23 protein-coding genes are annotated in these 24,989 nt (G+C 40.4%); 7 read left to right on the forward strand and 16 right to left on the reverse strand.

The features are described from left to right. Positions 1-118: 118 nt before the first annotated feature. From AAEU31_RS16610 to AAEU31_RS16625, 4 genes are all read right to left on the reverse strand, one after another. On the reverse strand, positions 119-634 hold the full coding sequence (locus AAEU31_RS16610) for a hypothetical protein (protein ID WP_421967796.1): 516 nt from the start codon (positions 632-634) through the stop codon (positions 119-121). Beyond that, positions 627-1,970, reverse strand: a complete 1,344-nt coding sequence (locus AAEU31_RS16615) for a tyrosine-type recombinase/integrase (RefSeq protein WP_421967797.1) — start codon at positions 1,968-1,970, stop codon at positions 627-629. Before AAEU31_RS16615 ends, AAEU31_RS16610 begins: the two co-directional genes overlap by 8 nt. Positions 1,971-2,484: 514 nt before the next feature. Beyond that, entirely contained in the window at positions 2,485-3,177 is a 693-nt protein-coding gene (gene ssb, locus AAEU31_RS16620; protein ID WP_135922730.1) for a single-stranded DNA-binding protein, read from the reverse strand. 20 nt (positions 3,178-3,197) lie between these two features. Then, entirely contained in the window at positions 3,198-4,565 is a 1,368-nt protein-coding gene (locus AAEU31_RS16625; protein WP_135922731.1) for an MFS transporter, read from the reverse strand. A 162-nt stretch (positions 4,566-4,727) separates the two neighbouring features. Here AAEU31_RS16625 and uvrA point away from each other — a divergent pair, with 162 nt between their 5' ends. The 4 genes from uvrA (at position 4,728) to AAEU31_RS16645 (ending at position 10,061) form a co-directional block, all read left to right on the forward strand. Continuing rightward, on the forward strand, positions 4,728-7,547 hold the full coding sequence (gene uvrA / locus AAEU31_RS16630) for an excinuclease ABC subunit UvrA (protein ID WP_138557070.1): 2,820 nt from the start codon (positions 4,728-4,730) through the stop codon (positions 7,545-7,547). Positions 7,548-7,559: 12 nt separating this feature from the next. Continuing rightward, a complete protein-coding gene (locus tag AAEU31_RS16635) occupies positions 7,560-8,618 on the forward strand; it encodes a hypothetical protein (RefSeq protein ID WP_138557071.1) in 1,059 nt (352 codons plus the stop codon). A gap of 303 nt (positions 8,619-8,921) precedes the next feature. Continuing rightward, entirely contained in the window at positions 8,922-9,113 is a 192-nt protein-coding gene (locus AAEU31_RS16640; protein WP_135922734.1) for a hypothetical protein, read from the forward strand. A gap of 54 nt (positions 9,114-9,167) precedes the next feature. Then, complete coding sequence (locus AAEU31_RS16645) at positions 9,168-10,061, forward strand: TraB/GumN family protein (protein WP_421967798.1); 894 nt, start codon at positions 9,168-9,170, stop codon at positions 10,059-10,061. Positions 10,062-10,194: 133 nt separating this feature from the next. On the opposite strand, the gene trpS is transcribed toward AAEU31_RS16645, so the two are convergent. From trpS to rpe, 3 genes are read right to left on the reverse strand one after another with little or no spacing between them, the layout of a single operon-like run. Next, entirely contained in the window at positions 10,195-11,199 is a 1,005-nt protein-coding gene (gene trpS, locus AAEU31_RS16650) for a tryptophan--tRNA ligase (protein WP_063699907.1), read from the reverse strand. 51 nt (positions 11,200-11,250) lie between these two features. Continuing rightward, complete coding sequence (locus AAEU31_RS16655; RefSeq protein ID WP_421967799.1) at positions 11,251-11,916, reverse strand: phosphoglycolate phosphatase; 666 nt, start codon at positions 11,914-11,916, stop codon at positions 11,251-11,253. Next, positions 11,916-12,599, reverse strand: coding sequence for a ribulose-phosphate 3-epimerase (rpe, locus tag AAEU31_RS16660; RefSeq protein WP_421967800.1), 684 nt, complete (start codon positions 12,597-12,599; stop codon positions 11,916-11,918). Before rpe ends, AAEU31_RS16655 begins: the two co-directional genes overlap by 1 nt. 333 nt (positions 12,600-12,932) lie before the next feature. Here rpe and AAEU31_RS16665 point away from each other — a divergent pair, with 333 nt between their 5' ends. Continuing rightward, on the forward strand, positions 12,933-13,229 hold the full coding sequence (locus AAEU31_RS16665; protein WP_421967801.1) for a hypothetical protein: 297 nt from the start codon (positions 12,933-12,935) through the stop codon (positions 13,227-13,229). A gap of 4 nt (positions 13,230-13,233) precedes the next feature. Continuing rightward, positions 13,234-13,419: a DUF2970 domain-containing protein gene (locus AAEU31_RS16670; RefSeq protein WP_135922739.1), complete on the forward strand. Its 186-nt coding sequence runs from the start codon at positions 13,234-13,236 to the stop codon at positions 13,417-13,419. Here AAEU31_RS16670 and AAEU31_RS16675 read toward each other — a convergent pair. The 9 genes from AAEU31_RS16675 to AAEU31_RS16715 all read right to left on the reverse strand — a co-directional run bounded on the left by AAEU31_RS16675 (position 13,382) and on the right by AAEU31_RS16715 (position 22,307). After that, positions 13,382-14,233: a Dam family site-specific DNA-(adenine-N6)-methyltransferase gene (locus AAEU31_RS16675; protein WP_138557075.1), complete on the reverse strand. Its 852-nt coding sequence runs from the start codon at positions 14,231-14,233 to the stop codon at positions 13,382-13,384. The genes AAEU31_RS16670 and AAEU31_RS16675 overlap by 38 nt on opposite strands. Before the next feature lie 53 nt (positions 14,234-14,286). Beyond that, entirely contained in the window at positions 14,287-15,660 is a 1,374-nt protein-coding gene (locus AAEU31_RS16680; RefSeq protein ID WP_421967802.1) for an AAA family ATPase, read from the reverse strand. Further along, on the reverse strand, positions 15,660-16,730 hold the full coding sequence (gene aroB, locus AAEU31_RS16685) for a 3-dehydroquinate synthase (RefSeq protein ID WP_421967803.1): 1,071 nt from the start codon (positions 16,728-16,730) through the stop codon (positions 15,660-15,662). Before aroB ends, AAEU31_RS16680 begins: the two co-directional genes overlap by 1 nt. 28 nt (positions 16,731-16,758) lie before the next feature. Further along, positions 16,759-17,277: a shikimate kinase AroK gene (aroK, locus tag AAEU31_RS16690; protein WP_036973192.1), complete on the reverse strand. Its 519-nt coding sequence runs from the start codon at positions 17,275-17,277 to the stop codon at positions 16,759-16,761. Between the two features lie 179 nt (positions 17,278-17,456). Further along, on the reverse strand, positions 17,457-19,484 hold the full coding sequence (locus AAEU31_RS16695; protein ID WP_421967832.1) for a type IV pilus secretin PilQ: 2,028 nt from the start codon (positions 19,482-19,484) through the stop codon (positions 17,457-17,459). A 52-nt stretch (positions 19,485-19,536) separates the two neighbouring features. Continuing rightward, complete coding sequence (locus tag AAEU31_RS16700) at positions 19,537-20,073, reverse strand: pilus assembly protein PilP (RefSeq protein ID WP_199527377.1); 537 nt, start codon at positions 20,071-20,073, stop codon at positions 19,537-19,539. Next, positions 20,073-20,678, reverse strand: a complete 606-nt coding sequence (locus AAEU31_RS16705) for a type IV pilus inner membrane component PilO (RefSeq protein WP_135922744.1) — start codon at positions 20,676-20,678, stop codon at positions 20,073-20,075. Before AAEU31_RS16705 ends, AAEU31_RS16700 begins: the two co-directional genes overlap by 1 nt. Further along, the gene (locus tag AAEU31_RS16710) at positions 20,668-21,240 is read right to left on the reverse strand and encodes a PilN domain-containing protein (protein ID WP_135922745.1); all 573 of its coding nucleotides are present in this window, start codon (positions 21,238-21,240) and stop codon (positions 20,668-20,670) included. The genes AAEU31_RS16705 and AAEU31_RS16710 overlap by 11 nt, the downstream gene beginning before the upstream one ends. Further along, entirely contained in the window at positions 21,228-22,307 is a 1,080-nt protein-coding gene (locus AAEU31_RS16715; protein ID WP_421967804.1) for a pilus assembly protein PilM, read from the reverse strand. Before AAEU31_RS16715 ends, AAEU31_RS16710 begins: the two co-directional genes overlap by 13 nt. A gap of 132 nt (positions 22,308-22,439) precedes the next feature. Here AAEU31_RS16715 and AAEU31_RS16720 point away from each other — a divergent pair, with 132 nt between their 5' ends. Continuing rightward, positions 22,440-24,950 carry a penicillin-binding protein 1A gene (locus AAEU31_RS16720; RefSeq protein ID WP_421967805.1) on the forward strand — a complete coding sequence of 837 codons (2,511 nt, stop codon included), beginning with the start codon at positions 22,440-22,442 and terminating at the stop codon, positions 24,948-24,950. Positions 24,951-24,989 lie beyond the last annotated feature (39 nt).

The following is a 24,989-nucleotide window of genomic DNA, read 5'->3' on the forward strand; positions in this document are numbered from 1 at the left end:
ATATTGAAGTATTTTACAATCGAGTTCGACTGCACAGCCACCTTGGCCATCAGTCCCCTGAAGAGTTTGAAACTAGGTATAAATCAGCAAGCTAGGTGTCTAGAATTTCAAGGGAAGATCATGTAACTGCAATTTGTTCATTTTGAGTGAGCGCACCTGTTTCTGGGCAGCGATTAGCGATTGCTACACCCTTTTTATTTCCTGCAAGCGTCATTCTATTTAGGGCATCAACAACCTCTTTACTAATTCCTTGGTAACCAAAGTCATACCAGCTAATAAGAAAGCCTCTGAGTGCTCCTAAATACCATTCATTCTCATCATCAAGCATTGCCCTCCAATTGCGAATGGCTTGTACATCTATAACTTTGCACTCGGTATCACGAACTAATGCTTGGAATCGGTTATACATATTCAGCGTATGATCAGCTGAGTACATTTCAGCATACCTTGACAAAGTTAGCCTAAACCCATGATGCACCACTGGGTCAGTGCTAAGAACCTCCTTTTGAAAACTAATAGTTGTATCTTTGTTCAAGTGCCATTTATTGGTATTGACGTCAAAGCTATAACCTGCCTTCGATACCTTTAGCTTAGGTGATGAATATAGATCTATACATTTTGCTGAGTTAACCATTATTCTTCTCCTTTCTTTCACGCTTTGCTATGGCTTCTCTAACTTTGCTGCTTAACTCTTCTTGCTCCATTAATGAAAGCTCATTGGACTGATTTGTAATATGTCTCTGGTTATAATGTGCACCCGACTGTTCACTTGAATGTCCCATTAAATGCTTTCTCATTTTGGCTTCTTTATCACTATCAATATGTTTGTGACCTTTAGCATCTAGAATGGCTAGCTCATTATTTTTATCTATTTTTTTAGAGAAAATTTCGTTCCAGTAATGTCTAAAAAAATGAGGGTGGATTACTTCAAATTTAGTCTTAACCTTTTTCAACTTCGGCACTATCGTGTTGTCAAATGTTGAAGTCGACACAGGATTACCTTGCGTTGAGCATTTTTTGTGTGTCACAAATAAGTAAGCGTGGTTATTCGCTTTGGGTATATTTGAACGATACTGCATAATATATTTGTTAACTAAATCAGCAGTCTCTTGGCTTATTCTAATTTTCCGTTCTTTAGTTTTTGTAACTGCCTGGTTGACTCTTGAATCATTAACATCATCATGAGTGCGTGATATCCAAATAGCTTTATCGCTACCTTGTAAAGTCATGTGAGTAATTTGAAGAGAAAGTAGTTCTCCTCGTCTCATTCCTGTTTTTTCTAACAGATGGAACATTAGGTAGTTCCTAAATTTTATATCCATTGTTTCAAATGGATTTTCTTTGTGCTCAAAGTGAGCAACACTCAAAAACTCTTCGACAGTTTCAACTGGAATATCTAACGCTTTACTTTTACTCAAGACATTTTTCCCCCTACCTTTCGGCCTAAATGTCTTAAACTTTTCTTCCATTTTTGAAATGGACTGATTTAAAGAACGCGTCTGCTTTTTAGATACCGCAAGTTTTGCTATGAAAACTACAAACTCAATGACCGACGTCAATCGATTGTATTGATGATTTCGCCCAACCGATGGAGCTACTTCAAGGAAAGATGGGTTTCCTGATAAGTTAATCACTTTGGAGCGGGATGACCTCTTTTGCTTGATACCCGCTTTTAAATGCAAAATATCAATTGCCATATGCGACTGGATATTCTCCATATCTTCTTCAGTTAAGAATTGACCATCTTGGAACTCGCGAAACAGATTTCTCTCTTGTTTAGTTTGCCAAGTTAGAAACCAGCGAATATGTTTTATCTTATTGGTGATCGTATTTAACGCGAGACCTTTTGAATGAAGTTTTGCGGTTACCCAAAGCGTAACGAGATCATGAGGAACATTATTTCCAGTCATTAAAACAGGATAACGTTCTCCGTTTTTTAAAATCAGTGTTTCGACATGTAAGTCAGACATAAAACAACCTTATTTCATTTAAGTTTTTAAGTAGTTTTAATCTGTTTAATGATTGAGATTTCTTTGTAAACCTTTTTTTATAATTATTTAAATCGATAAATATCAATCACTTAAAAAGCATTCGAGTAGATGTTAAGAGTGAACGATTTAAAAAAGGAACCATTTGATTAAAGTCACAGAGACTTTATGAAGGAAGATTTTTGAAGAGAAGCTTATTGCTTTTTATTAAGTTAAAGTTACTGCCCCTAATCTATTTATATACAAGTAGTTCACCATTACTCAGATAATAGTGATGGCTATTTTTAGACGTTGTATTACTTTTTCAAAATTGGCGACTGTTGGTAACTTATTCATTTTATTTTTCTTTACTGTTTTTGTTTACGTAAAGTCTTTTTTAATGATTAAAATTCAAATGTAAAGTGTAAAAAAACAAAAAACCCAGCGTTTTTGCTGGGCTTAATGATTTTTGATCTAGTTTACAAGTGTTTTTTTACACTTATTCCACTCACGGAAACTAGAACGGGATATCGTCATCAAAGTCGATTGGTGGTTCCATTGGGTTTGATGCGCCGCCTTGTGGTGCATTTTGTGGCTTAGGAGCAAAACCGCCTTGTTGTGGTGCACTGCTTTGCTGTGGAGCACCATAACCGCCACCGTATTGGTTATTGTTTTGTTGTTGCGGCGCTGACTGCTGTGGACGTTGTTGCTGTGGTGCTGGTGCAGACTGTTGCTGTGGTGCATAGCTGTTATTGCTTTGTGCTTGTTGTGAGCCACCACCGTAACCGCCACCTTGCTGTTGACCACCTTGGTAACCGCCTTGTGATTGACCACCTTGATAGCCGCCCCCCTGTTGATCGCCACCACGGCCACCTAACATTTGCATTTGACCGCCCATATCTACCACGATTTCTGTGGTGTATTTTTCTTGGCCTGATTGATCAGTCCATTTACGCGTTTGTAAACGGCCTTCAATATAAACTTGTGAGCCCTTGCGAAGATACTCACCTGCAACTTCAGCTAGTTTGCCAAATAACACAACACGGTGCCATTCAGTACGCTCTTGCATTTGCCCTGTGTTTTTATCTTTCCAGCTATCAGTCGTAGCAATGCTGATATTCGCTACACCATTGCCATTAGGCATATAACGTACTTCTGGATCTTGGCCTAAATTACCAACCAAGATAACTTTGTTCACACCGCGTGCCATGGAACTTCTCCTATAAAACGTTAGATTAAACCAGCAACTTTACGTGCTTGGTCTAGGTCAAATTCTTTGTCATTAATCTTTAAATAGCTGCGATTTTCATCACAAACAACCGTTGCTTCAATGACGCCCGGTAAAGCAACAAGACGAGAAGCAAGTGCTTGTGCTTGCTGCTCTGAACTTAATTCGGTCATTAAGCTAATTATTTTACTTCTTGGTGGGACTTGCATATTCCAAGCAATGATAAGCCATATTACCCCAACAAGTGCCGCTGCCGCAAACACTGCTTGCGCACTTAATGCTTGAGCAACATAGCCACCCAATAAACCGCCTAAAAAGGCACCAAAAAACTGCGTTGATGAGAACACCCCCATCGCAGAACCTTTCTGGTTTGCAGGGGCAATACGCGAAACAAGAGCTGGCATGGTGGCTTCTAAAAAGTTAAAAGCAATAAAGTAAACCAACATACAAATACCAATGCCAATCACCGAATCAACCCATAGCGACATGGCTAACATGCTTAACACCAGCAGTGCGATTGAACCAATGAATGCTTGTTTTTCTTTTTCTTTGCGAATAGCCACTATCATCATAGGTGCCATCAAGAAAAATGCTAAAAATAATACAGGTATGTATAAATACCAATGATGATCTGCAATTAATCCATCTTTAATAAGCTGACCTGGTAATGCTACAAATACGGTAGTTAATGTAAGATGAAGCAGCATCACCCCAAAATCAAGGCGCGCTAATTGTGGGTGTTTAATAAGTTGCTTAATGTCATCAAGTGTTGCAAGCGTGTCGCCTTTTGGGGCTTTACTAACTGCATTTGGCACTAAAAACAACACGATAAAAATACCTAAAAGCGCCAGCCCTGCAGTAAGCCAAAATACTCCTGCAACACCCCATGATGCGGCTACTATTGGCCCAAGTAACATAGCAACGGCAAAGCTCATACCAATACACATACCAATGACGGCCATTACTTTTGGACGCTGTTCATCACGACTTAGATCAGAAGCCAGTGCTAACAATGCACTGGCTATTGCGCCCATGCCTTGTAATGCACGCCCTAACGTCACCATTTGTACTGACTCAGCTGTTGCCGCTATCACAGAACCAAGCGCAAACACACAAAGACCACCAATAATGACTTTTTTACGACCAATTTTGTCCGATAACCAGCCCATAGGTATCTGTAATACAGCTTGCGTTAAACCATAAGCACCGATAGCAAAGCCAATCCATAGTGGCGAAAACCCTTCTAGCTGCTGACCATAAATTGCCAATACTGGCATCAGCATAAATAGGCCAAGCATGCGAAATGCAAATACGCTCGCCAACGAAACGGCAGCGCGTTTTTCTCGAGAGTTGAGTGAAGATGCTGTCATGAATTACTGATCTTGCTGTCTGTTAAAATGTGAGCGTGGATTCTACCACAAGCAAAAACTAAATAATCACCTGTGAGTGATGATTTTTTCTTTGATCAAGGATTAATCTTATCGCGTATTGTGAGATACTGAAAAAATAATTAGGTAACAAAACGAGATAGCATGGAAAACATTGAAGTCCGAGGCGCCCGTACGCACAATTTAAAAGACATCAGCCTAACCATTCCCCGTGATAAGCTGATAGTTATCACTGGCCTATCTGGTTCAGGAAAATCGTCTTTAGCGTTTGATACGCTTTATGCAGAAGGGCAACGTCGTTATGTTGAATCACTCTCTGCATATGCAAGGCAGTTCTTATCGCTGATGGAAAAACCCGATGTGGATCACATCGAAGGTTTATCGCCTGCAATCTCTATTGAGCAAAAATCAACCTCGCATAACCCGCGCTCAACAGTCGGAACCATCACCGAAATTTACGATTACCTACGTTTATTATTTGCCCGTGTAGGTGAGCCTCGCTGTCCTACTCACGACTTACCGCTTGCAGCACAAACTATCAGCCAAATGGTCGATACGGTTTTAGCGCTACCTGAAGGTAGCAAGCTAATGCTATTAGCACCAGTTGTGAAAGACCGAAAAGGTGAACATGTTAAGCTGCTTGAGCAACTTGCAAGCCAAGGCTTTATTCGTGCCCGTATTGATGGCGAAGTTTGTGACTTATCAGATCCACCAACCCTTGAGCTTCATAAAAAGCACACTATCGAAGTTGTGGTTGACCGCTTTAAAGTAAAAGATGGCCAACAACAGCGTTTAGCTGAATCATTCGAAACGGCGCTTGAGCTTTCAAGCGGTATAGCTCATGTAGCGGCAATGGATGACTCTCTTAGCGAAGACATGCTGTTTTCAGCTAACTTTGCTTGCCCAACCTGTGGCTATGCAATGGGCGAGCTTGAACCGCGTTTATTCTCGTTTAATAACCCAGCAGGTGCATGCCAAAGCTGTGATGGTTTAGGTGTACGTCAGTATTTTGATCCAAACCGTGTAGTGCAAAACCCAGAGCTAAGCTTGTCGGGCGGCGCAATTAAAGGATGGGACAAACGCAGCTTTTATTATTTCCAAATGCTGCAAGCCGTCGCGGAGCATTACAAGTTTGATTTAGAAGCGCCGTTTCAAAATCTGAGTAAAGAAGCACAAAAAGTTATTCTTGAAGGTTCAGGCAAGACTAAAATTGCTTTTAATTATCGCAATGACCGTGGCGATTTAATTACGCGTAACCACGAGTTTGAAGGCGTTTTAAATAATATGAACCGCCGCTACCGCGAAACAGAATCAAACTCGGTGCGCGAAGAGCTCGCTAAATACCAAACGAGCCAAGCGTGTCCAAGCTGTCATGGCTCTCGATTACGCGAAGAAGCTCGCCATGTATTTATTGGCCAAACCAATCTACCTGCCATCACCACAATGAGTATTGGTGAAAGCATGGCATTTTTTGATAGCTTAAGCCTAACTGGTCAGCGTGCCCAAATTGCCGATAAAATCCTCAAAGAAATTCGCGACCGTTTATCTTTCTTAATTAATGTAGGCCTTAATTACTTATCACTTGAGCGAAGCGCTGACACCCTCTCAGGTGGTGAAGCTCAGCGTATTCGTTTAGCAAGCCAAATTGGTGCAGGCCTTGTTGGTGTTATGTACGTACTGGATGAACCATCAATTGGTTTGCACCAACGCGATAACGACCGCTTACTAAAAACCCTTATTCACTTACGTGATTTAGGCAATACCGTCATTGTGGTTGAGCATGACGAAGATGCCATTCGCGCTGCCGATCATATTATCGATATCGGCCCGGGTGCTGGTGTTCATGGCGGCCATGTTATTGCACAAGGTACCCATGACGATATTCTAGCAAGTAAAGATTCTATCACCGGTCAGTATCTCTCTGGTGAAAAGAAAATCGAAGTACCGGCGGCTCGCCATCAAACCAACGACAAATGGCTTGAGCTATTTGGTGCCACAGGTAACAACTTAAAGAACGTTGATTTACGTATTCCATTTGGCTTAATGACCTGTATCACAGGTGTATCGGGCTCAGGTAAATCGACACTTATCAACGACACTTTATTTAAACTGGCTCATACCGAGTTAAATGGCGCAACGACCGCAGAAGCAGCACCGTATAAGTCAATTAAGGGATTGGATCATTTTGATAAAGTGATTGATATTGACCAAAGCCCAATTGGCCGTACTCCGCGCTCAAACCCTGCAACTTACACTGGTATTTTTACCGGTATTCGTGAGCTATTTGCAGGCACTCAAGAAGCCCGTTCGCGTGGTTATAAAGTCGGTCGCTTTAGCTTTAACGTTAAAGGTGGCCGTTGTGAGGCTTGCCAAGGCGATGGCGTGATCAAGGTAGAAATGCACTTTTTACCGGATGTATATGTGCCTTGTGATGTATGTAAAGGTCAGCGCTACAACCGTGAAACCCTAGAAGTACAGTACAAAGGTAAAAACATTCACCAAGTACTCGAAATGACCGTTGAAGATGCCCGTGACTACTTTGATAAAATCCCGGCCATTGCACGTAAACTGCAAACGTTAATGGATGTTGGCTTGTCGTATATTCGCTTAGGTCAAGCTGCAACAACCCTCTCAGGTGGTGAAGCACAGCGAGTGAAACTGGCTCGTGAACTTTCAAAACGCGATACCGGTAAAACACTGTATATCCTTGATGAGCCAACTACGGGTTTACACTTTGCTGATATTCAGCAATTATTAGTAGTACTGCACCGCTTACGCGATCACGGTAATACCATTGTTGTTATTGAGCATAACCTTGATGTGATCAAAACTGCTGACTGGATTGTCGATTTAGGCCCTGAAGGTGGCTCTGGCGGTGGTGAAATTTTAATTTCTGGTACACCTGAAGACGTCGCAGATTGTGAGCGTTCACACACAGGCAGGTACTTAAAACCACTACTATAAAAAGGATATTGCGTGCGTAGGTATTTAAAAATTGCAAAATGGCGCGCTAATAAACAGTTTCAACAACAGCAACGTAGCTGGCAACCTCATAAAACAAGGTTGGTTGAACGTTTACAAGCCATTTGGTTTAACTTAAGTACCGCACAAAAGCTCTATCTTTTGGCATTAAGCAGCCTGATTGTTGTGCCATCAGGCTGGTTAAGTGCCACCATCACCATTATTGCTCTTGTTATTGAATTTTGGCCTAAGTTTAATCAACTTTGGCATTCACTTGCCGGCAAGGCACTGATTTTAATCTTCTATGCTAGTATCGCTAACTTTGTGTTGGCAGGTGCAAGCGGCATAGTAAATGATGTAACCCATGTTTCTGCCAATCATTTTAACTACACACATAACTTTGCCACTCTGTTATATTTACCGCCTTGGGCGCTGGGAATAACACTAGGTACATTATTGTTATTTCAACTCTTTTTGCCTTTTTATATTTTTATTCTATTGCTGATAAAACCATTTGGCTCTGAGCGAGTTAAATTTATAAGTCAAAGCTATTCGCCGCTATTAACCGCCATCGTGCGTTTTATTTTAGCAACCGTAGTATTTATTAACTTAATTTCGTTTCTTGATGACAAGCCACCTGAAGAAGTGCTCCACAATATGGTTAGCACCTTCATAGACAGTAAAGTCATTGCCAAAGAGTCAGGTGAAGAGCAGCAAAAAGCGGTTGAAGAACTCAGTGAAAAAATTGAGCAACAAATTCCTGACATCAACGAAGAAGCTCAGGTACCTAGCCGTGATATAAACATACAAGCTGATAACGAAACGGCTGAAAATCTACGTCAGTTTTTAGATAGTAAAGGTTACTTTGAGCGCAGCAAACGCTTAATTGCCATGTTTGCTTACAGCTTTGAGGCCGATAGTTATTCGCGCTGTTTAAAGGCTGAAAACAGTAAAGCTGTTGAGCTGAATGATTACGAAATAGTGCAAGTAACCCCTGATCACAATGCTGAATATGGCTATCGATTTGAAGTCATTGCGTGTGACTCGCCAGGCGTTACCCCTGTTGCAAAGTAACGCAGTAATCCTATTTTATTAATGAGGCTTGCTGCGCTTCTGCCAGCCAGTGAAAGAATAATAGCCCTCGATAAAGCAAACCCTCAAAAATAATATGCTTTAAAACCTTATTTCGGCCCATAAGGATTGGACTTAAACCATTGAAATTATTTTAATTAAATTTTCAAAACCTTATAAATAAATCGCTTAGAACTAGATAAGCGACTCTATCCGAATTCCTCGCTATTGTAGTTTCCATCAACGGGCTACCAACCACTTTTGCCTCGTTGATAAAACCAATCAACCAATTAAGGGAATTACATTATGAGCAATTCAATTTTAAAAATGATGCCACTACTAGCAGTCGCTGCACTCGTTATTACAGCACCGAATACTTTACTAAATAATCAAGGTGCTCAAAAACTAGATCAACAGTTAGAGACATCTATAGCCGCCTCTATTGAGCAAATGAACAATAAAATTGATCACCAAATTGAACAACAGCTCAATAACTAACAGCTAGCTTGCCCAGCATGCTGGGCAAGCCTCATCAATTAACAGGCTAAAATAATGAAAACATTAACTCGATACTTGCTCATCTCATTCATTGCTGCATCAGGCTTATTAGCAAGTAGTTTTAGCATCGCTAAAAGTGCCATTTGGCAGGTAAGTAAAGGTGATGAATATATTTATCTTGCTGGTTCAATTCATATTTTACCTTCTAAAGAGCTGCCACTTCCCACTGAATTTAATCAGGCTTATAAACTGATAGATACCTTAGTGCTTGAAGCCGATGTACCTGCACCAAGCGATAGCTCGGCACAACTAACCCTGCTTAAAGCTCTTAGCTATCAAGCAGGTGAAACCTTAAGTAGCAAACTGACAGAAAAAGTTAAGCAACAATTAAAATTACAGCTTAATAGCTATGGCATGCATCTCTATGAACTGGATAGCTTTCGACCTTTTATGGTGAGCTTGCTAATCATGTCGTTAGAGTTACAAAAACAGCAGCTCTTAGGTGAAGGCGTCGATAGCTATCTTGCGAAACTGGCCAAACAAGATAATAAAAAAATAGCTTACCTTGAAACCTTAGCTTTCCAGTTAAATTTGTTTAAACAATTAGGCAATGAAGATGAGAATGCCTTTATAGAATCACTATTGGCACAAGTTTCTGACTTCCAGCAACTGTATGTTGAAATGCTCGATGCATGGCGAAATGGCGATATGCAAGCAATGGCTCAGCTTACTACCCTACCACTAAAACAACGTGATCCCCTTACTTATGAAATGTTAATTAAGCAACGTAATTTAACCTGGCTTAGTAAGATAGAGCGCTATTTTACTAATCATCAAAAAGAGCTGGTGCTCGTTGGTGCAGCCCACTTGGCTGGTGAAGATAGCTTGTTAGGCCTATTAAAAAATAAAGGCTATGTAATTAAACAGTTGAACACAGATGAGGAATAAAAAAATGGAAAAAACAGACAAAACTGCTGCCGCGCTGATGTGTTTTTTTACTGTTTTAATTGTGCTGAGTTTTTAATGAATAAAAAAATACCGCTGTTAAGCGGTATTTTTATTTCAATTATTTGTTGCAAGCTTACGGGCGAGGAATAAAACCTACCGCATCGTACACAGCTTTTAATGTTTTTTCAGCGCGAATACTCGCCTTTTCAGCACCTGATTTCATAATGCTATCAAGTAGTGATTGATCTTCACGGATCTCTTTAAAGCGCGCTTGAATTGGCTCAATCATATTAACAACCGCTGCTGCAGTGTCTTTTTTCAGGTGACCATACATTTTGTCTTCGTATTCAGGAACTAAGTCTTCGATTGAGCGCTTAGTTGCAACTGATAATAAAGTAAGTAGGTTAGATACACCTGGTTTTTCGTCACGATCAAAGTAAATACGTGCTTGTTCGTCTGAATCGGTTACTGCTTTTTTCAGTTTCTTTTCAATCTTCTTCGGCTCATCCAATAACATGATGTAACCGTTTGGATTTTCATCTGACTTAGACATTTTCTTCAGCGGATCTTGTAAGCTCATTACACGTGCGCCGAACTCAGGAATATACGGCTCAGGTAGTTTGAACACGTCACCGTATAGGTTGTTAAAACGTGTTGCGATATCACGTGTTAATTCAAGGTGTTGCTTTTGATCTTCGCCCACAGGCACTTGATCTGCTTGGTATAACAAGATATCAGCCGCTTGCAGCACTGGGTAAGAGAATAAGCCCACATTCACGTTATTCGCATGTTTAGATGACTTATCTTTAAACTGCGTCATACGATTAAGCTCACCCATTTGCGCGTAACAGTTTAATACCCAGCTCAGCTGTGCATGTTCTGGCACTTGAGATTGCACGAATAACGCAGCTTTCTCTGGGTCGATACCGCATGCAGCATATAGCGCAATACCGTCCAGCACACGCGAGCGTAATTGCTCTGGATCTTGGCGAACTGTAATGGCGTGCAAATCTACTAACATAAAGAAACTTTCGTGGTCTTCCTGTAGCTTAAGCCACTGGTTAATAGCGCCAACATAGTTGCCTATTGTCATACCACCGGTTGGCTGAATGCCACTTAACACTACTGGTTTACTCATGATGTTCCTTTATATTTTTTACTAAACTAAAAAGACGAATTTAAAATGCACTTACCTTTGGGTAAGAACGGGTATTATATCTAAGAAACTCTCGCAGAGGTACTCTGGATTGAAATCAGCGAGGTTTTCACCTTGGTTATAGCCATAACCGAGTGCAACAACGTCAACATTTGCAGCTTTTGCTGCCAAAATATCACTTTTTGAGTCGCCGATCATAACCGTTTTTTCAGGGCTGACATCGAGTTGCTGACAAGCATATTGCAATGGCTCAGGTGATGGTTTTTTTGCCATATCATCGCCACAGACAATAAACTGAAAATGACTGGTCAATGAGAGTTTATCAAGTAGCTTTTCGGTAAAACGGCGTGCCTTATTGGTGATCACCACTTTAGGAATACCAGCAAGTGCAGCAAGCCCTGTTTCTACATGTTGATAAAGCGCACTATAGTCACCCACAACGTGGTCATAGTGCTGATAAAACAAATCAATAGCACGCTCTGCAAGGGCTTCATCCAAATGCTCGCTTACTTGCATGTCGCCGCTCAAAGCACGCTTAACTAAGGTTTCAATACCATTGCCGACCCAGCTTTCTACTAGCTTTTGTGTAACAACCGGAAACGCTAAGTCGGTTAAAGTCAGGTTCATCGCAATGTATAAATCATAAACGCTATCGACCAAGGTGCCATCTAAATCGAAAAATGCCGCATCGTATTTCATTATTCAACCTTCGCAAGTTCGCTGCGCATCGCATCGATGACCGCTTTGTAATCTGGTTGATTAAAAATTGCAGAGCCTGATACAAACATATCAGCGCCCGCTTCTGCTATTTCGGCAATGTTATCAACACCGACCCCACCATCAACTTCTAAACGAATATTACGACCTGAATCATCAATAATTTTACGTGCTTGGCGGAGCTTTTCGAGAGTATGTGGAATAAAACTTTGGCCACCAAAGCCAGGGTTAACCGACATTAATAGCACTACATCAACTTTATCAAGCACATGTTCAAGGTAACTTAAACTTGTTGCAGGATTAAACACTAATCCCGCTTGGCAGCCATTATCTTTAATTAATTGCAAAGTGCGGTCTATATGCTCACTGGCTTCTGGGTGAAAACTGATAATCGACGCCCCTGCTTCAGCAAAATCAGGAATAATGCGGTCAACTGGCTTTACCATCAGATGTACATCAATTGGTGCTGTGATGCCGTAATCTCGCAGCGCTTTACAAATCATTGGTCCAAATGTGAGGTTAGGCACGTAATGGTTATCCATTACATCAAAATGTATAACGTCAGCACCACTTGCAAGAACACGATCGACATCGTCACCTAAGCGAGCAAAGTCAGCCGATAAAATTGAAGGGGCTATTAAATACTTTTGTAAGGTTTCTAACATGAGTGATCCAATAATAATTTGCTACGCTAAAGGAGCGCTTAATGTAACCTAATCGCTTACTGATTAAAACAGTACGACACAGGGTAAATACTTAGCTAAATAGTAGAAAGCCTTTAAGATCATTCGAATATAAGAACTATTAACTAGCTGACCTGCTACCTAAACCGATTAAACATGTCAAAAGCACCAAAAAATAAAACAATAATTAAACATAAAATTAACTTTAACGCGCTAATTTTATTAATTTTTTAATCAATTCAGCATGAATTAAGTTTGTTATTTGAGCAATTATTAGGTATGCTTGTCTAAATAACACAAACAAGGGTTATTCTCATGCGTGCTTTTAAAATAGGGATCTTAATCGCGTCCGCACTTACTGTTGCTACGTTTGTATCTTTTTCATCTGCCGATGAAGACAAGTTTTTAGTAACGGCGTCTGGTTGCTCATGCAATACGCTAAACGCATCATCATCTTCTGCTCAATGTATGAAAGCAGAACAAGAAACTGGATGGTTTTCTTGGTTGACTGGTGACAGCCGTAGCGCACAATTCCACTACCTCGATTTACTTGAGCTTTTAACAAGTAGCGAAGAGTCAAAGAACGTTAGTAGTTTAAGCTCAAAGTTCTAATTAGATGAGCAGCTTTATTAGTGCATTACAAAGTGTCTTTGCGGCATTTTTTGGTGTGCAGTCAGAGCAAAAACGTCAAGCAGACTTCAAAGAGCATTCACCACTGGCCATCATTGTGATTGCTGTCATTTTGTTTATTATTTTTATTGCTGCTATTTATTTCGCGGTTTCTTTGGTGCTAAATACATAGCCATCAATTCATTCACTTTATTTCGTGAACCACCCTTAGGGCTTATTGTCCGCTTCACCTTAATCTCATCAAGTGATGCTTGGCTGTAGATTTTGCGAGTCCACACTGTATCGTGATTAGAAATAAGTACAGGCGTATTATTTTCGAATGCAGCCTGCTCAGCTAAATTAGCCAAGTTAGCTTGGTCATCTAAATTAAAACCGCCTTTAGCGTAGGAAGTAAACGACGCCGTTTTACTGAGTGGTACATAGGGTGGATCACAATACACTACTGCGTTTTCAGGAATAAGCTTAAACACTTCGTCATAACCTAAGCAGGTAAAAGTTGCTTGTTGAGCTTTTTCAGCAAAGAAATTCATTTCTTTCTCTGGAAAGTATGGGCGCTTATATTTTCCAAAAGGAACATTAAAAATCCCTTTTAGGTTATAACGACATAGGCCGTTGTACCCGTGACGGTTCATGTATAAGAACAAAATTGCACGTTCATATACATCACTGCTTTGATTAAATTGAACACGGTATTCGTAGTAAGCTTCTGGGTGATTATTTAGCTCAACAAATAACTTTTTTGCATCGCTAATAAATTCATCCGGCGTGCGTTTAAGCTCTGTGTACAGGTTGATCAAATCAGCATTGATATCATTTAAAATATAATGCTTAAAGTCAGTATTGAGGAATACAGAGCCAGCGCCAACAAAAGGTTCAACTAAAGTATCAGCATCCAAACTCGCTTGTTTTAAGCGGGCATGAATATCTTCAACTAGGCTGTATTTTCCACCTGCCCATTTAAGGAAGGCTCTGGTCTTTTGCTGCATCTGCTCTTAACTTCAATTCGATATTGCGCGATTCTACACTAATCAGTTTTAATTTACTGATCCTGTGAAGCAATTTCTTGCTTAATTTTACTTATTTTTTTATAAAAAGGCTGATTTTTACGCACTTTATTCGGTAGTGTTGATAACGCATTTTTCGCGTCGTTTAAGGTGGCATAGCTACCATAAGTTACAATCCACCACACTTTGCCACCTCGCAAAGTTTGATACGTATTAACTTGCCCTTCTAATGAGTTCTCTGTAATAAACTTATCAGTGATTTCTTTTTTAGTAACAGCTAACAGCTGTATTACAAAATGCTCGTCTGGCTCTGCTAAATACCATGCATTTGCACTCACTGTCGGCGCTTTTTCAACTGTTTCTGTATTAACGGCATTATCAGCTGGAGGAGGATTTAAGGCGTCGTCAGTCAATACTGCGGCAATTTCTTCGCTACTTGGTTTGGCCTGTTGCTCTTCAGGTTTTGCACTAGCAAGACTATCAACAATTGCAGCAATATTATTTTCATGGCTTACTGCTGGAGCTTCTGACTGTTGAACTGTCACAGTATTATTATCTAGCTCTACTGACGCACTGCTCGGCTCTGATAGCGTTTCATCGCTGTTTTGTTGAGCCGCAGTAACCTTTTCTGCTGGGAGAGCCGTAGCAATAGTGGCACTCTCCTCTTGTTGATAATGTGCTTTCCACCATTGGGTCATATCTGCTTTGTACAAAAAGCCAATAATTAATAACATAGTTGTTATTAACAACAGGGTTAAATACAACGGTTTGTAGCTCTTTTCTGGAGGGCGAATATCTGCAGTTTGTTGATCAGGTTGCCATGCAAGTAATAATGCAGGATTACCATGAGCTTCTTGCAAAAAGGTTCGAAAAACAGGATCTTCTTCTACCGGAAGGCTATCGAAAAACCAACGCATCAACTGCTTACTTTCACTAAGATTAAGTGCCTCTAGGTGAATTTCAACAGCTTGTGTGAATTGCCCAACAGACTGAGATGCTATCAAAATATATAAGGTACTTGGGCTTTTCTTTGCCAGTATCTCGAGTTGATGAACCATTTCCTCAGATAAATGACGCCCGCCATCAATCACCCACAAGCAATCACCACAAGGTTGCTGCTTATACAGGTTATAAAAGTTTTCTGATAACGTTTGGGTATGATCGATAAGTGGGTTACTAAAGCTTTGTTCGAGTAGCTCTGTAAGCAGCTGTTGATCTGTCATTTTGCCAGACAATTGTACAAATGCTTTGTTAAACTCAGCGTACTTATCAGTGATGAATGTTTCTAGTAAGTAACTTTTACCTAACCCTGAAGGGCCAAGTAAGCAAATTAAATTCTGCCCATATTCAAACTGCAGAGCGATTCGATCAACTAGCGCAGCACGGCTAGGCAATATTTGCGATTGCATTAGCGCGCTATTAAATCACAAACCTGCTGATCGGTAACATCGCTTATCAGCGCGCACTGACCAAATTGGGTAGGAAGAATAAACCGGATCGTGCCTTTCTTGTTTTTCTTATCTTTACGCATATGCGTTAAAAACTGCTCGCTAGTCATTTCAGCTGGAATATCAACAGGTAAATCGTAATGAGCAATCAATTGCACTATGCGCTCAACTTCAGCTGCAGTTAAATCACCGCGAGTTTGCGCTAAACGTGCTGCTAACACCATACCAGCAGCAACAGCTTCGCCGTGTAACCAATTACCATAGCCCATTTGCGCTTCAATAGCGTGACCAAAAGTATGACCCAGGTTTAATAACGCACGCAAACCTGCTTCTTTTTCATCTTGCGCAACAATCAAGGCTTTGATTTCACAGCAACGATAAATAACATGCTGTAATGTTTGCTCATCGAGTGATTTAAGATTAGCGATATTTTGCTCTAAATAAGCAAATAGTTCTGTGTCATAGATTAAACCGTACTTGATCACTTCAGCCATGCCTGCTGCGAACTCTCGCTCAGGTAAAGTATGTAGTGATTGGGTATCGATAAAAACGGCTTGCGGTTGGTAAAACGCACCAATCATATTTTTTCCAAGCGGATGATTAACAGCGGTTTTACCACCGACTGACGAATCAACTTGTGATAGCAAGGTTGTAGGTACTTGAATAAAAGGCACACCGCGTTGATAACAGGCAGCAACAAAACCGGTTAAGTCGCCCACAACACCACCACCTAATGCAATAAGGCAGGTGTCACGACCACAGTTATGTTCGAGTAAGAATGCCGAAATTTTCTCAAACCACTCTAGTGACTTATATTGTTCACCATCAGGAATAGAAAAAGATAACGGGTTAAGATCAGCCAATGACGCCATTACATCATCAAGGTATAGAGGTGCAATGGTGTCGTTGGTGATAATGATAGGTCGACAATCGCCAATGTGTTCGCGTAATCGACCTGTGTCTTTAAGAGCAGATTGACCAATATAAATAGGATAACTTCGCTCGTCCAAATTAACAGTTAATTCAAGCATCGCTAGTTTCCTTTTTTAATTATTGGTTTTAAAAATCTAATTTCTCAATGATTTGATTAGCAACAACTTTAGCGCTTTGCTCATCAGTGCGGACAACAAAATCAGCCACTTCTTTGTATAACGGTTCGCGTTCTTCAGCTAAGCGCTCTAATACATCACGCGGTGCTTCTTCTGTTTGCAATAATGGGCGACGCTTGTCGCGCTGCGTGCGTGCAACTTGCTTTTCGATAGGTGTCTCTAGGTATACAACAATACCGCGAGCAGAAAGCTTATTACGTACTTCTTTACTGATCACAGAACCACCACCTGTTGCAAGTACAATACCTTGCATCTCAGTTAGGTCTGAAATAACAGTTTCTTCACGAAGTCGGAAGCCCTCTTCACCCTCAAGGTCGAACACCCAAGCAATATCTGCTCCTGTGCGTCGCTCGATCTCTTGATCTGAATCGAAAAATTCAAGGTGTAATTGGTCAGCAATGTGACGACCAATTGTGCTTTTGCCAGCCCCCATAGGGCCCACTAGAAATATATTACGTTTCTCAGCCATATCTTTTTAGTACAAACGAACTCTAAAATTTGAAATAAAACCCCGCCTAACGACCTGGCCCCAAAATTAAGGAGGGGATTATCTCAGTAATTGCTTGGGTATTTCAAGTCAATTAGCATAAAAAGCCATATAACGAGCAATTAAACATGCTAATTGCTCGTTGCTTAAGAAAAAATCACTTAATCCAATTGAATTTTTGGTGTTACAAAGATTAACAGCTCTTTCTTTTCATTAAACTCACTGGTGCTTTTGAATAAGGTTCCTAAATATGGAATGTCTCCAAGTACAGGAACTTTCTTCGTTGAGTTAACGATTTGCTGTTGGAAGATACCACCAAGAACAACTGTTTGGCCATTCTCTACTAACACTTGTGTTTGGATTTCTTGAGTATTAATCGCCACCGCTGAACCCGTTGGTGTTTGCACCGTATCACCGCGTGTATCTTGTGTGATAACTAGGTCTAAAATCACCTTATTGTCAGGCGTAATGTGTGGCGTTACTTCTAAACTTAATACCGCTTTTTTAAAGGTAACCGTTGTTGCACCACTTGATGCAGCTTCAACATAAGGAATTTCGGTACCTTGCTCAATACGTGCTTTTTGTTGGTTAGCCGTAGTGATGCGCGGACTTGCGATGATCTCACCTCGGTTTTCCTCTTCTAAAGCACTGAGCTCTAAATCTAAAATGGTGCCGTTAGCTAATTTGGCAACTTGTACACCAATACTTCCCGCAGGGCTTGAAATTGGTAAGTTTACATTTAATCGGTCAGCTAAACTTGGAATGTTATTGTAAGAGCCAGCACCAAACATGCCTCCAGCGCCTTCAAGAGTCCCAGAGATAGCACCGTCACTGCCTACATCGCTTATGCCCCAACGTACGCCTAAGTCTTCTTGCACGTTATCATTCACAGTAACCATACGTGATTCAATCACTACTTGCTTTACTGGAATATCAAGGGTTTCAACCATACGACGAACACTATCAATACTTTTAGAAGTATCTTTAATTAATAATGTGTTAGTACGTTTATCAACCGAAACACTGCCTCGTGAAGAAATGATGCTGTTGGTATCGGTTTTTAATAAATCAGCAAACTCTTCAGCTTTAGCATAATTAAGGCGAATATATTCACTGTATAAAGGCTCTAAATCTTCGACTTGCTGTTTAGCCTTAAGCTCTTTGGCTTCACGCGCTGCCAGTTCTTCAGATGGTGCAACCATCAAAATAGAACCATCCATGCGTTTATCCAAACCTTTAATTTTAAGCACAACATCCAAAGCCTGATCCCAAGGAACACCTTCTAGACGAAGCGTAATATTGCCTGTTACAGAGTCGCTTGTTACTAAGTTAAACTCGTTATAGCCCGCAATAATCTGTAGCACAGAGCGAATTGGAATATCTTGGAAGTTAAGGCTCATAGGACGACCTTGATATTCAATACCGCCGTCTAGGTATGCACGTTGAGTATCATCTTTTTCAACTGTTAACGTAAAGATGTTCTCTATTTGTTGGTGAGTAAATTTAAACGCAGCATTTGGCTCTACCACTATACGAGTCATTGTTCCTTCTTTGAAGGTCTCGATTTTGCTTACAACGGTACCAAAGTCAATAACGTCTAGTTCATACAGAAGCTCGTCTAAAATATCCGTATGATGGAATTCTGCAATAATTTTACCACCGCTTTCATGTACATCAATCGCAGCTTGAGTACCTTGCAAAAACACCAATAAGCGAGCTTCATCTTTTTCAGTACGACGAAAATCAATGGATTGTACAGTATTTATAAAGTTACTTGAGGCTGATAATGGATCAGTCGATTCATCACTGGCAATTGGGTTATCTGAAACATGCAGCGTGTAAACATTGTCTTTAGCTGTTGTTTTATAAATTTTCAATTTATCCAACATAACAACAACTTTTAAACCATCCGTTGTCATTGTGCTAGTGACTTGCTGAATACCTGCTTGGTTTATATTTACAGTCTGAACTTCTTTATCAACACCGACATCGTTAAATAACATTTCTATCCGAGCTGGTGCGTTATAAACCTGAACTTTAGGCTCAAATGTAAGGGCTTCATCAAAGACTAGCTGCAGCTGCGTTTCATCCTTCATGATTGGATTGTAACGCACATCATAAAGTACAGGTGCAGCGACTACCGACTGCGCTACCAGTAAGGTTAATGCAGCGAACATGTATTTTCGCATGTGCTTTAACCAAGCCATTCCTTTATGCATTTTATTTTTACCTTTTATATGATTAATCTGCACCATTTGTACCTGCCTCTAACATTTCTAGCTTGGTCAGGCGCTCTTTCCAGCAACCAGCCCCATCAGGGATTAATTCTAATAATTCAATGTAGTTGTCATGCACTTCTTTAATCTCACCATGATACAAACCAAGATAATTACCTACTGTGACACGATAAAGTGTATCGTCGGCCGCTTTAATCAATGCCCAGCTATTATCAGCTTGACCGATAGTCCCTTTCATTAATAAATTTTCAAGCGGGTACTTCTCTAGAGGCTGACGAACTCGGCTAGGATCTGGATGTAAGCAGTTTTTAACTTGTACTAAGTTGTTTTGAATAATTTCAGGTCTTGGTGCAACAAATGGGCTACGCAACTTACTGGCACTGTATTCAAAATATTCAAACTTTGCGATCTGAGGAATAGGCTCTACTTTTGGTGTAGTGCTTGCCTTTACCTGATCGATAAATTCTTTTTGCTCTGATGTATCATCGTTACATGCACTCAGTGCAAAAGTCATAATAATAACTAACGGAAGCCTTCTCATCATTTCTGAGTGCCTCCCTCATAACGATAGGTTTTAGCAACAACGCTAAAAGTAAGTTCACCATCATCAAGGGTTTGAATAGTAAAGTCATGCAAACTTACGATACGCGGTAATTGTGCAACTTTACCAACAAACTCACCAAACTCATGATATGAGCCCACAACTTCTATCTTAATTGGCAGCTCAGTGTAAAACTCTTTTTCTATTTCTGGTAACCAGCCAATTTTTAAAAACGTTAAACCACTTGTCGTGCCAACATAAGACAAATCGTCAAGTAAACCTGGTGTTTCATTAGAGGTGGGTAAGCGCTTTAATAGTTGCGAAAACTTATCTTCCATCTCAATCATTTGCTGGCGATATAAGTCTAGGTTACTCGCAACAGCATATTTAGCTTTGTAAGTATTTCTCAGCTCAGTCTCTTTGGCTACTGAACTGTGATAATTAGCTATTTCATCAGACACCAGCAAGCTATAACTAAAATAAAGCACGATTGCAGCAACAAAAGTACAACACATTACTTTTACAGCAATGGGCCAATCGCCCATATTTTCGAGCTCTATTTCGTTCCAATCTATTTCAGTTAACGATTTGATATCAAGGTTCATTGCGTACCTCACCTATTTTATCAAATGGTTTAACATAAAAATCCATATTAAAGTCACTTAGTAACCTCGACGTTTGCTCACCAGCCACAATACCTTGCATAACAGGTCGCTCTAGAAGATAAGAGCCCTGAACTTGGCGCAACATAGTCGATAGTCGATTATTAGATTCACTACGTCCCGATACATGTATGCGGTCATCACGACGTTCTAGCTTAGTTAAATAAACACCTGAAGGCACAATCTTCGCAACCTCATCCATAATTTGTGTACCAAGATTTCGATTGCTTTGTAACTCCTCAATTAAGCGCATTCGCTGCTGTAGGTTTTCTTTCTTTTTATCCAATTCGTTGATTTCACGTATGCGTTGATCAAGTAGTGCAATTTCGTTGCTTAAAAAGTTATTTTTTACATTTTGTCCTTCACGTAATCCTGAATAGAAAGAACTCAACATATACATACTTAAAAAACTCACTACAACAACAGCGAACAGCAAAGTAACAAATTTATTTTGCGATTCTTTTCGTTTTTGTTCGCGCCAAGGCAGTAGATTTATATGTGGCATGATGAAAAGCTCCTCAACGCCAATCCTGTGGCTATCGCGAACTGTGTTCTATGACGCTGTAAAATATTACGGTCTACCTTTGGAGCAATTTCTATATTTGCAAAGGGTTCAGCAACCACTGTATGTATCCCTAACTCTTCAATTAACAATCGGTCTAAGCCTTCAATCATGGCTGTGCCACCGGTTAAAACAATATAATCGACTTGGTCTTTACCGCTCGTCGTTAAGAACATTTGTACGGCACGTCTTACTTGTTGTAGCAGCGAAGTCTGAAAAGGTGCAAGTACTTCAAACGTATAATTAGGAGGTAAGTCGCCTGTGGTTTTACCTATTTCTGCTTCATCGAAGCTTTTGTTGTAATAAGCGACAATACTGTTTGTGTATTGGTCGCCACCAAAAACCTGATCCCGAGTGTAAATAGTCTCACCGGCTTGAACCACACTCACAAGCATTAGCACAGCACCAATATCTACAATTGCCACACACTTATCATAGGCATCGCTAGGCAATTGTTGGTAGTACACATCTAACGAACGGCTCAACGCGTAGCTTTCAACATCAACTACTTTAGCAGTTAGATTTGCAGCTTCTAATACACCAATGCGAGCCTCAACACTTTCTGTGCGTGCTGCAGATAAAAGTACATTAACTTTGCTCGGATCGGCTTCATTTATGGCGAGCTTTTCAAAGTCTATGTTCACTTCGTCGAGTGGGTATGGAATTAAGCTATCTGCTTCAATGGCTATTTGCGATTCTAATTCAGCATCAGTTAATGATACATCCATAAAAATAACCTTTGTGATCACAGTTTGCCCAGACACTGCAACAGCGGCACTATGGACTGTTTTAGGCAATTTTCGTTTTAATTTAGCAACAACGTTGCCGATAGCTTCAATGTCTTGAATTGAGCGTTCAGACATAGCCCCTTTTGGCATAGGTTCAATAGCTAATGCCTCAAGCCGCAAACCTGCGTCTGTCTCTTGCAACAACACTGCTTTAATGCAGTGAGATCCGATGTCGATCCCTACCATCATAGATGAAGGCTTTTTTAATAGCTGACTTAGCATGATTGCAACTTTGCCTTTGTTTTAATAATAAACAAGTTATAATTTTTATCTGAAAAAATATTATTCATTTTTTAATCAATATATACTAGCAGTCTCCGATTCTAATTGGGAGTCCATTTAGGGAAAATATAAGTGATTTTATTAAAACGAACTTTACAATTTTTTATCATTTGCTCATTCTTAGGGCTAATCACTTTAGTTGGTCTATACTATTACGTTAAACCTGACATTCCTAGCGTACAGGTTTTAAAAGACGTTCAATTACAGACACCTATGCAAGTTTTTTCACGCGATGGTTTATTGATTAATCAATTTGGTGAAAAACGCCGCATTCCCGTCACAATAGATCAAATCCCCCAACCGTTAATCGATGCAATTTTAGCGACCGAAGACAATCGTTTTTACGAACACATTGGTATAGACCCAATTGGTATCGTTCGTTCAGCCATTGTACTCATATCTACAGGTGAAAAGAAACAAGGCGCAAGTACCATAACTATGCAGCTTGCCCGTAACTTTTTCTTAACCCGAGAAAAGGCTTATATCCGTAAAGTCAAAGAGATATTCATCGCATTGCATATTGAAAGTATATTAACTAAAGATGAAATACTCGAATTATATTTAAATAAAATTGAATTGGGGAATCGTGCTTTTGGTATTGGTGCAGCAGCCCAAGTTTATTATGGCAAAGAATTAAATGAACTTACGTTAGCCCAAATGGCAATGATTGCTGGTTTACCTAAAGCTCCTTCTGCACTAAACCCAATTCGTAACCCTGTGAGAGCCAAGGCACGTCGTAATGTGGTACTTGGTCGTATGCTAACTGAAAAATATATTAGTCAGTCAGAGTATCAAGACGCCGTTAACGCGCCTATTACGGCAAAATTCCACGGTGCTGAAATTGAAGTATATGCGCCTTATATTTCTGAGATGGTTCGCGCCGAAATGGTTGAGCGTTATGGCCATGAACGAGCTTATAATACAGGCTTCAAGGTTTACACCAGTGTAGATTCAAATATCCAACAGGCGGCACAAGATGCGCTTGTAAACAACTTACATGCCTACGATATGCGCCATGGCTATAGAGGAGCAACCGCTCATTTATGGGATAGTGAAACCGACACGCCATTAACTCGAGACGCGATTTTAAACAAACTTAAAGATGTAAAAGAGTTTGGCCCTTTATTAGCTGGTGTTGTCACTCAAGTAGCTGAGCAATCAATCTCTGTTTTATTAAAAAGTGGCGAACAAGTTAATGTTGAATGGGATGGTTTAAAGTGGGCTCGTAAATATATTACGCGCTACCGCCAAAGTTTTGCACCAGAAACAGCTGGCGACATTCTCACAGCAGGCGCTCAAATTTGGTTACGTAAAAATCCAGACAATAGCTATATATTAAGCCAAATACCTGAAGCATCGAGTGCATTAGTTTCGCTTGATCCGCAAGATGGTCGAATTAAAGCTATTGTAGGTGGTTACAGCTTTGAACAAAGCCAATACAACCGTGCAGTGCAAGCAAAACGCCAAGTGGGTTCAAACATTAAACCATTCATTTATTCAGCAGCTCTTGAGAATGGTTATACACTCGCTTCTATTTTGAATGATGCACCTATTAATCAGTGGGATAAAAGCCAAGGGGTTGCATGGCGACCTAAAAACAGCCCAGCAGTTTATAATGGCCCTATTCGTATTCGCAGAGCACTGGCACAATCAAAAAACGTAATTTCTGTTCGTTTATTGCGTGGTGTTGGCCTAGAGCGCACTGCAGATCACTTGCTTAAATTTGGGTTTTTAAATAGTGATATTAATCGCAGTGAGTCGTTAGCCCTTGGTAGTGCCTCGATTACCCCGCTTGAACTTGCACGCGGTATGAGCGCCTTTGCAAACGGTGGCCACCTAATTAAGCCGTATTTTATTACTGAAATCCAAGATTCAGCAGGCAATACATTATTTAAGGCTAATCCTCAATTGGCTTGTGATAGCCCAAAACCGGCTGCCACTGTTGAGCTTGCAGCGCGCGATTCGAGCCAACTTAGCATCACTGAAACAGAGCAAATACCAGTCCAGCGTTGTGCCCCGCGTATTATTTCAAAGCAAAATGCATTCTTAATCTCGCAAGCTATGCACAGCGCCATTTGGGGCGGCGGTAGTTGGAGTCATAAAACAGGTTGGAGTGGCACCGGTTGGCGTGCTCAAGCTTTAGACCGACGCGACCTAGCTGGTAAAACAGGTACCACTAATGATTCTGTTGATACTTGGTTCAGTGGTTTTAATCGCAATGTACTAACCTCCGTATGGGTAGGTTTTGACAATCCTGGCATTACACTTGGCCGTAGTGCTAGAAATAAAAACTTAGATAATTCACAAATTTCTGGGGCTGAGTCAGGTGCAAAAACCGCACAACCAGCGTGGGTTGACTTTATGCGCGCAGCGCTTGACGGTATGCCAGAAGCTCCTATCGAACTTCCTGAAGGCTTAGTCTCGGTTCGTATTGATTTAGCAACGGGCTTATTGAGCCACAAAAATGACTATACCAGCCGCTTCGAATACTTTATTAAAGGCACTGCACCTACAAAGTATGTTACAGAAGAGCCAACAGATGTATTTGAAGAAAAACTGAGTACAGAAGAAGAACTGTTCTAATTACTATATTAGTTTTAGACAATAAAAAAGCGCCCATGG

Origin of the sequence: Pseudoalteromonas thalassia, assembly GCF_049257215.1 — a bacterium.
Classification (GTDB): Bacteria; Pseudomonadota; Gammaproteobacteria; order Enterobacterales; family Alteromonadaceae; genus Pseudoalteromonas; species Pseudoalteromonas lipolytica_C.